Below are 14,485 nucleotides of genomic sequence, written 5' to 3'. Positions count from 1 at the left end.
CCAGGCCGCAGACCACCACTCAAGGGGGGAAGCCCCCGGGGAGGGACATCAGGGGATCAGGTCCCTCCCCGGGGTGCTGCCACGCACCCCGCCGCACACCTCCCGCCCGGTGGGGGACGACGCATGCCTTCGATCATCCTCATGAGCGACCCCGAGGTCGCCGGTGTCCCGGTCCAGGAGTGCGGTGAGCCCCTCGTCGACCTGCGGGAGCTGCCCTTCGTCGTGGTCGACTCCCGCCAGGCCGACCCCGAGGGCTCGTACGCGCACCTGCGCGAGGGCGTCGTCTGGCGCCTCGCCCGCGCCGCCCGGCTGCTTCCGGACGGGCTGCGGCTGCTGGTCACCGAGGGGTACCGGCCGCTCGCCCTGCAGATCGAGTACTTCGAGAGGTACGCCGCCGAACTGCGCCTCGCCAACCCCGACTGGTCGGAGGAGCACCTCCACGTCCAGGCCAGCCGTTCCCTCTCCCCGCCGGAGATCGGGCCGCATGTCGCGGGCGCCGCGGTCGACCTGACCCTGTGCACCGCCGCCGGGGAGGAGCTCGACATGGGCACCCGTCTCGACGCCAGCCCCGAGGAGAGCGACGACGCCTGCTACACCGACGCGCCGAACATCTCCGACGCCGCCCGCCGCAACCGCCGCATCCTGAGCGCGGCCCTCACCACGGCCGGGCTGGTCAACTACCCCACCGAGTGGTGGCACTGGTCGTACGGGGACAGGTACTGGGCGCTGATGACGGGCGCGCCGAACGCGCTGTACGGGCCCGCGAGTACCGGTTCCTAGACCGGTCCCGCCGAGACGGTCAGGGTGCCATGGGCCGGGCGAGCGGGTCGCCCTGATCTCCGGCCGCGCCGCCCGGACCGGTGGCCACGGCCACTCAGCGGCGCACGGGGAAGTACTGGCGCGGTGTCACCCCGACGATCCGGTGGAACGCCGCGACGAAGGAGCTGGCCGAGGCGTAGCCGACGCGGTGGGCGACGGACTCGATGGGGAGGCCCTCGGCGAGCAGCGGCATCGCGGCGCGCATCCGGGCCTGCTCGCGCCACTGGCCGAAGGCGAGGCCCGTCTCGGTGACGAAGAGCCGGGCCAGGGTGCGGCCGCTGGCGCCGGCCCGGGTGCCCCAGGCGGCGAGGGGGCGGGGGTCGGCCGGGTTCGCGGTGAGGGCGCGGGCGACCTCGCGGGCCCTGGGGTCGCGGGGCTCGGGGGCGGAGACGCTGGTGACGGGGACGGGGTGCAGGACGTCGAGGAGGACGGCCTCCGCGCGGGCGCGGGCCTCGGCGGGCAGGTCCGTGCGGAGGAGGTGTTCGATGAGCGCCTGGAGCAGCGGGCCCACCGCCACCACGGTCGGCTCCCGCCAGTCGATGCCGGGGCAGCTCGCGGGGTCCACGTACGGGCTGCGCATCACCGTGTCGCCGGCCGACTCGGTGGTGTGGGGGACGCGCGCGGGGATCCACAGGGCGAGGGTGGGCGGCAGGAGCCAGGAGCCCCGCCGGGTGGTGACCCGCAGCAACCCCTTGGCGGACCAGGCGAGTTGGTGGACCGCGTGCCAGTGCCGGGAGAAGGCGGTGCCGCGCGGCATGGCGAAGTGCCCGATGAAGATCGCGGTGGGGTGCGGCCCGCGCAGCATGGCGGGCGGGGTGCGTTCGACGACCGGCCCGGTGTCCCACCACACCTCGTGGGCCTCCTGTTCACCGGCCCCCGCGCCCCGCTGTCCGTCTGGCGACATGGGACGGCAGCCTAGCCCGTGGTGGACAGCGCGGGGGCGGGCCTAGCGTCGGCGGTATGCCGATGAATCAGATGCACCAGAGGATCTGCAGTTCCGAGAAGTGGGCGCTCAAGACGCGGGAGCTGCTGCTGCCCTGGGCGCTCGACGGGGTCGACCTGGGCACGGACGTCCTGGAGATCGGGCCCGGTTACGGCGCCAACCTGCGGGTCCTCGTCGAACAGGTGCCGCACCTGACCGCCGTCGAGGTCGACGCCGAGACCGCCCGGCTGCTGGACGTCGCCTGGGGCGAGCGCGCCCGGATCGTGCACGCGGACGGGGCGGCCATGCCGCTGCCGGACACGTCGTTCGACTCGGTCGTCTGCTTCACCATGCTCCACCATGTGCCGACCGCCGAGCAGCAGGACCGGATCTTCGCGGAGGCGTTCCGGGTGCTGCGCCCCGGCGGCACCTTCGCCGGCAGCGACAGCCGGTCGAGCCTTCGCTTCCGGCTCGTCCACCTCCGCGACACCATGAACGTCGTGGACCCGGCGACCCTGCCCGCACGCCTGACGAGGGCGGGCTTCACCGACGTCGCCGTGGCCGTGCATGAGCGGGGCGGCAGCCTCCGCTTCCGCGCCCGTCGGCCGTAGCCCCGACGCGTCTCCCGTCGGTCAGGCCCCGAACCGTCGTACGTACCGCCGCTGCCAGGGGGTCTCCACCGCGTGCCGGTCGTAGTGCCGGCGTACGTACGCCACGGCCTCCTCCGGCGGTACACCGTCCAGCACCGCCAGACAGGCCAGCGCGGTACCCGTACGGCCCCGGCCGCCGCCGCACGCGAGCTCGACCCGGTCGACGGCCGCCCGGTCCCAGGCGTCCCGCAGCACCTCCGCCGCCTCCGCCCGGTCACCGGGCAGCCGGAAGTCGGGCCACCGCAGCCAGCGGGACGCCCAGGGGACCTCGGGCGGCTCCTTGCCGAGGAGATACACGGCGTACGTGGGGACAGTGCCGTCCGGGAGCGGGTGGCGGAGCCCCCGGCCGCGTACCAGCCGCCCGGAGGGCAGCCGCAGTACACCGGGGTCGGCCGGGTCCCAGGACTCGATCGCTTCCCTACGCTCGCCGGACATCCGACGTTCCACCTCCACACAGAAACCACGTGAACCGACCAGGGGGAGGAGGCCAGGTCGACGCTCCGTGCCGTCCCCGGGCCATTCTTTCCAACGGTGCCCTCAACTGTCCTTGTTTCTATCGGCTTTGTTCCGCCGTTGGTCGCACCTTTGGCACATACGCCATTCGTGTGCGCTCACTTGACCGCCCTCACCGGTGCTCCTGAGGTCACGCTGCTCCCTACAGGACGTAGGACGTCGCATCTCCCTCCCTGGAGGCACCGTGCGCGACGTGACCCCTGACGCCCCGGCGCCGACCCGCCGGTCTCTTTCGCGGTACTCCGGCGCGCTGGGCGCGGCCGTCTCCCCTTCGCCGGCCGCCTGTTCGGCCGGGCCGGAGTCCACCAACGACACCGGTGGCGCAGAGGGCGGGAAGAACAGCACCCTGACCGCCGTCACCGGCTACGGCAACGACGGCAGCTGGGACCCGACCCGGACCGCATCGGCCTTGCGGCCCGGTGAGCGCGCTCGTGGAGGTCTCCCGTCGGCCACCCGGCCGCCGAGCGGCTGCCCGTTCCGTACGCGCTGCTGGAAGGCGGACGACGACTGCGCGGAGATCATGCCCGACTTCACGGCCGCGTCGGCCCGGGACACCGCTTCCGCTGCCACCATCCTGTGCAGGAGACGGAGTCGACACGTGACCTGGTCGCCCAGGCGGTGACCGCGCCCGCGTCGGATTCCGTACGCGATGCCTGACGCGATGCCTAGCACCAGGGAGCCACGATGTCCGTCCCCGCCCCGCTGACCGGTGTCATCCCGCCCGTCTGCACGCCCCTGACACCGGACCGCGAGGTGGATGTCCCCTCGCTCGTCCGGCTGGTCGACCATCTCGTGGCGGGCGGTGTGGACGCGCTGTTCGTGCTCGGTTCGTCGTCGGAGGCGGCGTTCCTGACGGACGCGCAGCGGCGGCGGGTCGTGGAGACGGTGGTCGGGCATGTCGGCGGCCAACTGCCCGTGCTCGCCGGGGCGATCGACATGACGACGCCCCGCGTACTGGACCACGTCCGCGCCGTGACCGCCGCCGGAGCCGAGGCCGTCGTGGCGACCGCCCCCTTCTACACCCGCACCCACCCGGCGGAGATCTCCCGCCACTACCGGCTGCTCGCCGCCGGCTCGCCCGTCCCGGTCTTCGCCTACGACATCCCGGCCGCCGTCCACTCCAAGCTGCCCGCCGACCTGGTCCTGGAACTGGCGGCGGACGGGGTCATCGCCGGCCTGAAGGACTCCAGCGGCGACCTGGCCGCCTTCCGCGCGGTCGTCACCGGCGCCCGCGCCGACACCGCCCTCACCGGCTTCAGCGCCCTCACCGGTTCCGAACTCGTCGTCGACTCCGCCCTCGCCCTGGGCGCGGACGGTGCGGTGCCGGGGCTGGCGAACGTCGACCCCGCCGGGTACGTACGCCTGGACCGGCTCTGCCGCGCCGGCGACCGGGAGCGGGCCCGCGCCGAACAGGAACGCCTGTGCGCTCTCTTCGGCATGGTCGGCGTCGGCGACCCCACCCGCATGGGCACCGGCTCCTCCGCCCTCGGCGCCTTCAAGGCGGCCCTCCACCTGCGCGGCGTCATCACCTGCCCGGCCACGGCGGAACCCCAGGTACCGCTGTCGGAGGCGGAGGTCGAGCGGGTCGGGAAGTACCTGGCGGCGGCGGGGCTGTTGTAGGGCGGGAAGCTCGGCGTTCGACGCCGAGTGGAAACCGCAGGTCGGGCATCCGCAGGTCCATGACGATCAGGTCGGCCCCGCGCGGTGCGCGCCGGCTCCACGAGCATGGCGCAAGCGGCGTCGGCGAGGGTCTGGTCGTCGGCCGGGAGTACGCGGATGGTGCGGTCGGTCATCGGGCCGCTTTCCGCTCGGCGGCGACGGCTGCTTCGAGGCCGTGGCACGGGCCGGGGCCGGGTTCGACATCCGCTTCGGCACCGGCCACCGCAGGGACGGTCTACGACGGCGTCCGCGCCGTCGCCAGCAGTCGGGTCACGTCGTCCGAGCAGATCGTCAGGGCCGCGCCGACCGTGGCCAGCGCGTCCCGCTCCGCCGTGGTGTACGGGCCGTCCGCCAGGGCGATCCGGGCGCCCTGGAGGAGGATCGCCTCGCGGCCGGTCGGGGCGAGGTGAGGTGCCAGGGGGTCCAGGGCCTCGTGAAGCTCTATGGCGAGGCCGGGGCCGCAGGGTTCGCCGAAGACGCGGCCCGTGTCGGCGGCCAGGGCCTCGACCAGGGCGCCGAGTTGGTCCTCGGTGCAGTCGTCGAACCCGGCGCGGCGGACCGCGGAGGCGGCGACGGTCAGCGACGTTCGGGAGCACGTGCCGCCGGCCGCGAGGACGGCCAGGGCCACCGTGTGGACGGCGTCACGGAGCATCGCGGAGAAGCGGACGGTGGTCGGGTGGTCGAGGACGTCCGTGGCGTAGTGGTGGCGGCAGGCCGCGCACTCCACCACGGGGCCCGTCTCGCCACGTGGCAGGACGGGGACGCCGAGGAAGGTGAAGCGGCGGCGGCCGGTGAGGCGTTGGTAGTTGCGGTCGCCTCCGCAGCCCGGACAGAAGAACTCGCCGTCACCGACGCCCGTCCACGCGATCCGGGTGCCCATCACCCGTGACAGGCCGGTGGCACGGCTGGTGCACCCGACGCGGGCGAGCGCGGCGGCATCACCGATCGGGTCCCGTCCTGGCAGCACGTCGCACCTCCGTAACTCCCCCACACACGGCCCCATGGGCGCGGGAGGTGCCCCTCGGCAACATCGCCGCGCTTTCGTGATGTTAGCCACATTGGTGAGGCGCAGTCAGTACTCCGGACGAGGCCTACCCGCGACCCGCACAGGGTTTGGCCGGTAAACGACGGGCCCCGCCCGCCGGAATTCGGCGAACGGGGCTTTCAAACCGCCGGTCAGGCTGGTCAGCGGGTCGCGCGGTTGACGGCGGAGACGACCGCCTTCAGCGACGCACGCGTCGTGTTCGCGTCGATACCGATGCCCCACAGAACCTTGTCCTCGATGGCGACCTCGATGTACGAGGCGGCCTGCGAGGAGGCGCCCTCGCTCATCGTGTGCTCCTGGTAGTCGAGCAGCCGCGCGTCGATGCCGATTCCCTGCAGCGCGTGGAAGAACGCCGAGATCGGGCCGTTGCCGGTGCCGACCAGGGTGGTCTCCACGCCGTCGACCTCGGCCTCCACGGTCAGCGTGTCCACGCCGTCCTTGTCGGTGGTCGACTGGTTGTTGCTGACCTGGACGCGGCCCCACGGGTTCTCGGGGTTCGGCAGGTACTCGTCCTGGAAGACCGCCCAGATGTCGCCGCCGGTGACCTCGCCGCCCTCGGCGTCCGTCTTGGCCTGGATGAGCTTCGAGAACTCGATCTGCATCCGGCGCGGCAGGTCCAGCTTGTGGTCGTTCTTCAGGACGTAGGCGATACCGCCCTTGCCGGACTGCGAGTTGACCCGGATGACGGCCTCGTAGGACCGGCCGACGTCCTTCGGGTCGATCGGCAGGTACGGGACGGCCCACTCGATGTCGTCGACCGTCCTGCCCTGCTCCTTCGCGGACGCCTCCATGGCGTCGAAGCCCTTCTTGATGGCGTCCTGGTGGGAGCCGGAGAAGGACGTGTAGACCAGGTCGCCCACGTACGGGTGGCGGGGGTGGACCTGCATCTGGTTGCAGTACTCCCACGTACGACGGATCTCGTCGATGTCGGAGAAGTCGATCTGCGGGTCGACGCCCTGGGAGAACAGGTTCATGCCCAGGGTGACCAGGTCGACGTTGCCGGTGCGCTCGCCCTGCCCGAACAGACAGCCCTCGACGCGGTCGGCGCCGGCCATCAGCGCCAGCTCGGCCGCCGCGACGGCCGTACCGCGGTCGTTGTGTGGGTGGACGGAGATGACGACGTGCTCGCGGCGGGACAGGTTGCGGCTCATCCACTCGAAGCGGTCCGCGTGCGTCGACGGCGTCGAACGCTCCACCGTGGCGGGCAGATTGAGGATGATCTCGCGGCCCGGACCGGGCTGGTAGACATCCATCACCGCCTCGCAGACCTCCAGCGCGAAGTCCAGCTCGGTGTCGGTGAAGATCTCCGGGCTGTACTGGTACCCGAACACAGTGCCGCCGGCCTCCGGCCCCAGCAGATGCTTCTCCGCGTACTCCATCACCAGCCGCGTGCCGTCCACGGCGATCTGCTTGATGTCGTCCTTGGAACCGCGGAACACGACCCGCCGGAACACGGGCGCGGTGGCGTTGTACAGGTGCACGGTCGCCCGCCTGGCGCCCTTCAGCGACTCCACGGTCCGCTCGATCAGGTCCTCACGGGCCTGGGTCAGTACGGAGATGGTGACGTCGTCCGGGATGGCGCCGGGCTCTTCGATGATCGACCGTACGAAGTCGAAGTCCGTCTGGCCGGAGGCCGGGAAGCCGACCTCGATCTCCTTGTAACCCATCTTGACCAGTTGGTCGAACATCCGGCGCTTGCGCTCGGGCGACATCGGGTCGATCAGGGACTGGTTGCCGTCGCGCAGGTCGGTGGAGAGCCAGCGGGGGGCGACGGTGACCCGGTTGTTCGGCCACGTGCGGTCGGAGATGTCGACCTGCTCGTACTGCCCGTACTTGTGGATCGGCATGGACGTGGGCTGCTGGCGGTTCGCCATGATGCGTGGGCTCCTCGATGGTCCGGAAAGGACGGCCGACGCAACACCAAAGCACCGCGGGGAGGGAGTCGGCCTCGACTACAGGCCCTCGCCGCGGCAGCTAAGGAGAAGCAGCCCGAAACGCATGATGCTGAGCAGCGTAGCCGAGTCCTACTCGGCGCGGGGGGCTGTATCAGTATGCGGGACCGGGGTGAAATAGGGGACAAAAGGTGCGCAAGACCACACCGGGTGCACGGAGCGCCCCGCCAGGGGCGCGAGGAACTGCGCGAGAAGCCCCACGAACGGAAAGCCCGCCGCCAACTCTCAGTAACACGGCGATGACGAAACGCAACCCATACGGCGACATTTCACCAATCATGGTTGCCTCTAGTGACACACCCTTAACGGAGTGCAATCGTGCGAGCCATGACGACCAACGGGGGCCACGAGCCCGTCTTCTGCACCGTCGTACCACCCCACGTCCTCGACAAGCTCTCCCGCGCCGAGGACCCCTCGCTCGCGAACGCCGCGCGCAAGACCCTGGAGCGCGACGCCTTCGAGCGCACCCACCGCCGCCTGACCACGGTCATCGGCGCCCCGACCATCACCACGCCCGCCGGGGCCGAGACGGGCACACCGCACCGCACGGTTCACGACGCCCGCCACGGCACGGACCTGCCCGGCAGGAAGGTACGCGGCGAGGGCGACGAGCCCGGCAAGGACGCCACGGTCAACCGCGCGTACGCGGGCCTGGGTGCCACCTACGAGTTGTTCTGGAAGTCCTTCGAGCGCGACTCGATCGACGGCAACGGGCTGCCGCTGGACGCGACCGTGCACTACGACCGCGACTACAACAACGCCTTCTGGAACGGCGAGCAGATGGTGTTCGGCGACGGCGACGGCGAGATCTTCCTCGACTTCACCATCCCGATCGACGTCATCGGCCACGAGCTGAGCCACGGCGTCACCCAGTACACGGCGAACCTGACGTACTTCGGCCAGCCGGGCGCGCTCAACGAGTCGATGTCGGACGTCTTCGGCGCCCTCATCAAGCAGTACACGCTGGGCCAGACCGCCGCCGAGGCGGACTGGCTGATCGGCGCGGGCCTGCTCGCCCCGCGTGTCACGGGCACCGCCCTGCGCTCGATGAAGGCCCCGGGCACGGCGTACGACGACGACGTCCTCGGCAAGGACCCGCAGCCGGCGACCATGGACGGCTACGTCCGCACCGGCCGCGACAACGGCGGCGTCCACATCAACTCCGGCATCCCCAACCACGCGTTCTACCTCGCGGCCACGGCCCTCGGCGGTTATGCCTGGGAACGGGCCGGCCGGATCTGGTACGACGTCCTCACCGGCGGCGAGCTGAGCAAGCAGGCCCTCTTCGTCGACTTCGCCACGCTCACGGTGAAGGCCGCGAAGGACCGCTACGGCCAGGGCGACGAGCTGACGGCGGTGCTGAAGGCCTGGGAACAGGTCGGCGTACGGACGCTGTAGCGGCGGGACCGGCCATCGCGGTGCTGTGGTTCGGGCCCGATCCGTACTAGACATGACCCATGCGTATCGAAGTGCGGCGCACGGGCGGTTTCGCGGGCATCGAGCGGCACGCGGTGGTGGACACCGCCGGGCGGCCCGATGCCCTGGAATGGCACACCCTGGCCGAGCGCGCGCTCGGCGCCGGCCGGGGCTCACCGCCGCCGGGCGTGCCGGACGGTTTCTCGTACGAGATCACGGTGGACGGGAGGACGGCGTACTGCACGGATCCCCGGCTGGCGGAGGAGCAGCGGGAACTGATCAGAAGGGTGCTCAAGGAGGGGGCGTGAGGGCCCCTTCAGCCGCGTGGAGGGCGCGTAACGGGCACTTCACCCTCGGACGTTGACTTCCGTTCCCGGTGCTACGGATGATCCGCCCATGGCGACGAACCCGATACCCCAGTTCCCGGCAGACTTCCTGTGGGGCGTCTCGACCTCCGCGCATCAGATCGAGGGGGCCGCGGGCGAGCGCGAGCCGTCCGTGTGGGACGCCTTCACCGCCGGGACGGGGCACATCAAGGACGGCTCGACGGCGGCGGTGGCCTGCGACCACTTCCACCGCTACCCCGAGGACGTGGCCCTCCTGCGCGACCTGGGCGTGGGAGCGTACCGCTTCTCGATCTCCTGGCCCCGGGTGAACACCCCCGGCGGGCTCGACTTCTACGACCGCCTGGTGGACGAGCTGGCGGGCGCGGGCGTACGCCCCGTCCCGACTCTCTTCCACTGGGATCTGCCGTCGTCGCTGGAGGAAGCGGGCGGCTGGCTGAACCGGGACACCGCCGAGCGGTTCGCCGAGTACGTCGCCGTCGTGGCCGCCCGCCTCGGCGACCGCGTCACCAAGTGGATCACCATCAACGAACCCGCCGAACACACCCTGCTGGGCCACGCCCTCGGCACCCACGCGCCGGGCAAGCAGCTGATGTTCGACGCGCTCCCGGCCGCCCACCACCAGCTGCTGGGCCACGGCCTGGCCGTACGGGCCCTGCGCGCGGCCGGAGTCACCGATGTCGGCATCGCCAACTCGCACGGCCCCACGTGGGCCGCGTCGCAGGAGCAGGCGGACGTCGAGGCGGCCGGCTTCTACGACCTCCTCCTGAACCGCCTGTTCGCGGAGCCGGTCCTGCTCGGCGAGTACCCGGAGGGCATCGGCGAGTTGATGCCGGGAACCGACATCGGTTCCGACCTGAAGATCATCTCGGAGCCGCTCGACTGGTACGGCGTCAACTACTACGCGCCGACCCGGGTGGCCGCCCCCGAGGGCGCGGACATCGAGTTCGGCGGCGTCACGATCCCGGCCGAACTCCCCTTCACCGTCAAGCAGATCGAGAACGTCCCGACCACCGACTTCGGCTGGCCGGTCGTCCCCGAGGGCCTGACCGAACTCCTCACCACCTTCCGCGACCGCTACGGCGACCGTCTGCCCCCCGTCGTCATCACCGAGAACGGCTGCTCCTACGAGGGCGTCGACGACCAGCAGCGCATCGCCTACCTCGACGGCCACGTCCGTGCCCTGCACAAGGCCGCCGAGGCAGGCGTCGACGTGCGTGGCTACTTCGTGTGGTCCCTGCTGGACAACTTCGAGTGGGCGGAGGGGTACGCGCGGCGGTTCGGCCTGGTCCACGTGGACTTCGAAACGCTGAAGCGGACCCCGAAGGCGTCGTACGGCTGGTACCAGGAGGTACTGCGGGCGCAGAACGGGAAGTGACCGAGCCGGTCGTCGGGTGCGGGTCCGGCGGGCCGAAGAGCACGGGCGCAGCCCGTGCTCTTCAGGGGCGCGGGGAACTGCGCGGGGGCGATTCCGCCCCGCAGATCGCGGACACCGGGCCGAACCACAGCAACTTCACAGGCAACGATTCCTCCCCGTCACCCGTCTTCAGTGCTGACCACCCTCACCACTGAAGGGACACCCGTGCCCCCGCGTTCAGCCAGACCCTCCCGAACCCGCCCCGCACGGCGAGCGATAGCCGTGCTCGCCGTGTCCGGCACCCTGCTCGCGGCCCCCTCCCTCGCCGCCCCCGTCGCGTTCGCCGCCGGGCCGCCCCCGACCGATCTGCGGGTGGACACGAACCGGGACGGACAGGTCGACATCACGGGCACGACGGACACGGCCGGCGAGAACGGCTGGACCGTGGCCCGGGGCGCGCTGATGCTGCCCAACATCGACGACGACAGCCGCCGTTGCCCGGCCACGGGCCCGAAGGGCAAGCCCCTCACGGACACCCAACTGGCCGCCTGCAACGACGCCTCCGACTCCAAGGTGAACGGCACCGCCGACGTCGCCGACCTCGCCCGCGTGCGGTCCGTGCCGATGCGGAGCGTGCCGGCCGGGGCGCAGGGCAGCGTGAAGGTCACGGCGGGCGCGAAGCAGACCCGTGTGTTCGTGAAGCGGGGCAAGAAGTGGGAGCCGGTCACGGCCAAGACCCGGCTGTCACGGGCCGAGTTGCGCGCGGGCGTGGAGTTCGGCGTCGAGGCCCGGGACGTGATCCGGGACGCCGCGAAGTGGGACGGGACGGCCCGCGTCCGACTGACCGTGAAGTCCTCCGCGGGCACCTCCGCCGACTCGGTCACCCTGCGCGTCGCCCCGCTCCTCACCCACCACCACCTGCAGAACGCCCAGCAGTTGCTGGTCACCAAGATCTCCGGCGGAAACTACGGCAAGCTCAACCGCGCCTTCCGCGAGGGCCTGGACAAGGCCGCCCGGGACGCCGGCATCACCAAGCCGACGGTGAACTTCACCAAGTACGGGGACATCTGGGCGCAGGACTTCGTCGAACCCGCGTACGTCAGCATGACCGGCACGGACGGCCGCCGGCAGTCCATGCGGGTGATGCTGCGCTCCGCCCAGCTGGACCGGGAGTCGGGCCGGGAGCTGTTCGAGAAGATGCGCGGCCCGAACATCGGTGCCGTGCAGGTGACCGGCGCCCGGGAATCGGAGGAGTGGACGCTCAACTCCATGGGCAACCTGGAGACGATTCCGCCGTACGCGCAGGGCGACCGCTCGTTCCCTGCGGGCCGGATCATCATGGGCCAGCGCCCGGACACCGGCTCCAAGCCGGCCAAGGTGATGCGGACGTTCCTGAAGTCGCAGGGGCTGCAGGACCCGCTGTTCCTGGACACCTCCTGGCTGCACGTCGGCCACGTCGACGAGTTCGTGCAGTTCCTGCCCGCCGACACGCCGCGCGGCTGGAAGATCGCGATCGCCGACCCCGAGGCGGGGCTCAAGCTCCTGCGTGACGCGAAGGCCGCCGGCCACGGCTCGACGTCGATGTTCTCCCTCCCGAACGTCCCCTGGGAGAGCATCTCCGAGGCCCTCGCCTCCAAGCACCTGGTCTCCGACAACAACCTCGCCACCCGCCGGATCGAGGCCAACCTCGCGGTGCTCAAGCGCGAGACGGGCGTCACGGACGCCGAGATCGTCCGCGTCCCGGCGCTCTACACCCAGGGCAGGGAGATGGTGGGCGAGTCACAGTCGGGCGGCGACGAGAAGATCCGCCTCCCCCGACTGACCCGCCTCGGCGCCGGCGCCGAACTCCCGGAGGTGGCACGGGACTACGGCCAGCAGCGGCGGCTGGACGACACGACGACGGACGACGGATCGAAGCCCAGGGAGAGCCAGGGGGCCGCCTCCCCGGCGGCACCCGCTCCCCCGGTCATGACCAGCGCGTACGTCCCCGGAGCCGTCAACGGCATCGTCCTCAGCCGCACTCACTACCTCGCGCCGCGCCAGTGGGGTCCCGTCATCGGCGGCGAGGACATCTTCACCGAGGCCGTCACGGCCGCGTACACCGGCGCCGGCATGAAGGTCTCGTACCTCGACGACTGGGAGACGTACCACCTCGGCATGGGCGAGATCCACTGCGGCACCAACACCCTGAGGAACACGTCGGCGGCCTGGTGGACGCGCTGACACCGGCCGTCGCCTGACCGGACCCGATCGTCCCCGCCGCCGCCCCGGAGAACCGACTCCGGGGCGGCGGCTCTTTCACGCCGGACCCCGGTCCCGAAGGTCCTCCAGTCGTACCTACGGATTGGGGCTGCGCTGCTGGAAGGCGACCTCGAAGCCGAGGGCCACATAGAAGTCGAGGAGGGGTGGGAGGGTCTGACACGGAAGGATCGGAATCGTCTTCTCGCCCATCCCTCCACCCTAATCAAATTTGACCACAGGGGGCGACCCTTTAACCGGACAGAGGTGCCCCGTGGAAGGGACAGTCGTGCCCGGCCGACGGTCGAACGGTCAGAACCCCAGCTTCCGCAGCTGCCGGGGGTCCCGCTGCCAGTCCTTCGCCACCTTCACATGCAGGTCGAGGAAGACGGGTGTGCCGAGGAGGGCCTCGATCTGCTTGCGGGACTTGATGCCGACCTCCTTCAGGCGCTTGCCCTTGGGGCCGATGACGATGCCCTTCTGGCTGGGGCGCTCGATGTAGAGGAAGGCGTGGATGTCGAGGAGGGGCCGGTCGGCGGGGCGGTCCTCGCGGGGCAGCATCTCCTCGACGACGACGGCGATGGAGTGCGGCAGTTCGTCGCGGACCCCCTCCAGGGCCGCCTCGCGGATCAGCTCGGCGATCATGACCTGCTCGGGCTCGTCGGTGAGGTCGCCCTCGGGGTAGAGGGCGGGACCCTCCGGCAGCAGCGGGACCAGCAGATCGGCCAGCAGGTCCACCTGCTTGTCGGCGACCGCCGAGACGGGCACGATCTCGGCCCACTCGAAGCCCAGCTCCTTGCCGAGCTGGTCGATGGCGATCAGCTGTTCGGCGAGCTGCTTGCTCTCGACGAGGTCGGTCTTCGTGACGATCGCGATCTTCGGCGTCTTCTTGATGGACGCCAGTTCCTTCGCGATGAAACGGTCACCGGGGCCGAGCTTCTCGTTCGCGGGAAGGCAGAAGCCGATCACGTCGACCTCGGCCCACGTGGTGCGCACGATGTCGTTCAGGCGCTGGCCCAGCAGCGTGCGCGGCTTGTGCAGCCCCGGGGTGTCGACCAGGATCAGCTGGGCCTCCGGGCGGTGCACGATGCCCCGGACCGTGTGCCGCGTCGTCTGCGGCTGATCCGCCGTGATCGCCACCTTCTGGCCGACCAGAGCGTTCGTGAGGGTGGACTTGCCCGCGTTGGGGCGGCCCACGAAGCAGGCGAAGCCGGCACGGTGGGCGGCCTCGGCCGACGGCTCGGATGACTGGCTACGAACGCTCATGGCGCCCATTGTCCCTGATCGCCAGAGCCGCGCCGTACCCAGCACGGACCGTGAGCTTTCCGAGCAGAAGCGCGACGGCCACCCGACGACGCTGGGCTCGGCCTCCGGCGCGGTCGCCGGTCTGGTCGCCATCACCCCGTCCTGCGGCTCGGTCTCGCTGCTCGGCGCGCTGGTCATCGGCCTCGCCGCCGGTGTCGTCTGCTCCTACGCCGTGGGCTGGAAGTTCAGGGTCAACTTGGCCCGGTCCTGAAGGACCGGGCTTGGAGGTAGCGCCCGGCTGGCTGCCGGGTGGACTCCTCCGTCC

Annotated in this window: 12 protein-coding genes and 4 pseudogenes; 10 read left to right on the top strand and 6 right to left on the bottom strand. The window is 71.2% G+C overall.

From position 1 onward, the window contains the following. The first annotated feature begins 123 nt into the window (after positions 1-123). Complete coding sequence (locus OG622_RS33420) at positions 124-780, top strand: M15 family metallopeptidase (RefSeq protein ID WP_371580344.1); 657 nt, start codon at positions 124-126, stop codon at positions 778-780. 94 nt (positions 781-874) lie between these two features. Here OG622_RS33420 and OG622_RS33415 read toward each other — a convergent pair whose 3' ends face one another. Beyond that, positions 875-1,723 carry a helix-turn-helix domain-containing protein gene (locus OG622_RS33415; protein WP_371580343.1) on the bottom strand — a complete coding sequence of 283 codons (849 nt, stop codon included), beginning with the start codon at positions 1,721-1,723 and terminating at the stop codon, positions 875-877. 56 nt (positions 1,724-1,779) lie between these two features. Here OG622_RS33415 and OG622_RS33410 point away from each other — a divergent pair, with 56 nt between their 5' ends. Then, entirely contained in the window at positions 1,780-2,352 is a 573-nt protein-coding gene (locus OG622_RS33410; RefSeq protein ID WP_371580342.1) for a class I SAM-dependent methyltransferase, read from the top strand. Between the two features lie 21 nt (positions 2,353-2,373). On the opposite strand, the gene OG622_RS33405 is transcribed toward OG622_RS33410, so the two are convergent. Continuing rightward, positions 2,374-2,826, bottom strand: coding sequence for a protein phosphatase (locus OG622_RS33405; protein WP_371580341.1), 453 nt, complete (start codon positions 2,824-2,826; stop codon positions 2,374-2,376). Between the two features lie 262 nt (positions 2,827-3,088). Between OG622_RS33405 and OG622_RS33400 the strand changes: the two are divergent. The 3 genes and pseudogenes from OG622_RS33400 to OG622_RS33390 all read left to right on the top strand — a co-directional run. Then, a pseudogene (locus tag OG622_RS33400) lies at positions 3,089-3,313 on the top strand (ABC transporter substrate-binding protein); the annotation flags it as partial. Positions 3,314-3,337: 24 nt separating this feature from the next. Next, positions 3,338-3,561 (top strand): annotated as a pseudogene (locus tag OG622_RS33395) (peptide ABC transporter ATP-binding protein); the annotation flags it as partial. 27 nt (positions 3,562-3,588) lie between these two features. Continuing rightward, positions 3,589-4,524: a dihydrodipicolinate synthase family protein gene (locus OG622_RS33390; protein WP_371580340.1), complete on the top strand. Its 936-nt coding sequence runs from the start codon at positions 3,589-3,591 to the stop codon at positions 4,522-4,524. Between the two features lie 274 nt (positions 4,525-4,798). Here OG622_RS33390 and OG622_RS33385 read toward each other — a convergent pair whose 3' ends face one another. Both OG622_RS33385 and leuA read right to left on the bottom strand, forming a co-directional pair. Beyond that, positions 4,799-5,530 carry a TerB family tellurite resistance protein gene (locus OG622_RS33385; protein WP_371580339.1) on the bottom strand — a complete coding sequence of 244 codons (732 nt, stop codon included), beginning with the start codon at positions 5,528-5,530 and terminating at the stop codon, positions 4,799-4,801. A 218-nt stretch (positions 5,531-5,748) separates the two neighbouring features. After that, entirely contained in the window at positions 5,749-7,482 is a 1,734-nt protein-coding gene (gene leuA / locus OG622_RS33380) for a 2-isopropylmalate synthase (RefSeq protein WP_371580338.1), read from the bottom strand. A gap of 405 nt (positions 7,483-7,887) precedes the next feature. On the opposite strand from leuA, the gene OG622_RS33375 reads away from it, so the two are divergent. The 4 genes from OG622_RS33375 (at position 7,888) to OG622_RS33360 (ending at position 12,900) form a co-directional block, all read left to right on the top strand. Next, positions 7,888-8,958 carry a M4 family metallopeptidase gene (locus tag OG622_RS33375; protein ID WP_371580337.1) on the top strand — a complete coding sequence of 357 codons (1,071 nt, stop codon included), beginning with the start codon at positions 7,888-7,890 and terminating at the stop codon, positions 8,956-8,958. Positions 8,959-9,017: 59 nt separating this feature from the next. After that, positions 9,018-9,284, top strand: coding sequence for a protealysin inhibitor emfourin (locus OG622_RS33370; protein WP_371580336.1), 267 nt, complete (start codon positions 9,018-9,020; stop codon positions 9,282-9,284). An 88-nt stretch (positions 9,285-9,372) separates the two neighbouring features. Next, positions 9,373-10,698 (top strand): GH1 family beta-glucosidase, encoded by a 1,326-nt coding sequence (locus tag OG622_RS33365; RefSeq protein ID WP_371580335.1) that lies wholly within the window; start codon positions 9,373-9,375, stop codon positions 10,696-10,698. Between the two features lie 261 nt (positions 10,699-10,959). After that, positions 10,960-12,900 carry a protein-arginine deiminase domain-containing protein gene (locus tag OG622_RS33360; protein ID WP_371580334.1) on the top strand — a complete coding sequence of 647 codons (1,941 nt, stop codon included), beginning with the start codon at positions 10,960-10,962 and terminating at the stop codon, positions 12,898-12,900. Positions 12,901-13,017: 117 nt separating this feature from the next. On the opposite strand, the pseudogene OG622_RS33355 reads toward OG622_RS33360, so the two are convergent. Beyond that, a pseudogene (locus OG622_RS33355) lies at positions 13,018-13,128 on the bottom strand (VOC family protein); the annotation flags it as partial. Positions 13,129-13,227: 99 nt separating this feature from the next. Continuing rightward, positions 13,228-14,190 (bottom strand): GTPase Era, encoded by a 963-nt coding sequence (era, locus tag OG622_RS33350; protein ID WP_371580333.1) that lies wholly within the window; start codon positions 14,188-14,190, stop codon positions 13,228-13,230. Positions 14,191-14,242: 52 nt separating this feature from the next. On the opposite strand from era, the pseudogene OG622_RS33345 reads away from it, so the two are divergent. Continuing rightward, a pseudogene (locus tag OG622_RS33345) lies at positions 14,243-14,416 on the top strand (ammonia channel protein); the annotation flags it as partial. Positions 14,417-14,485: the final 69 nt, after the last annotated feature.

Origin of the sequence: Streptomyces sp. NBC_01314, assembly GCF_041435215.1 — a bacterium.
Classification (GTDB): domain Bacteria; phylum Actinomycetota; class Actinomycetes; order Streptomycetales; family Streptomycetaceae; genus Streptomyces.
The sequence above is the reverse complement of the archived record's forward strand: the minus strand, read 5'-3'. Positions and strand labels throughout refer to the sequence as shown.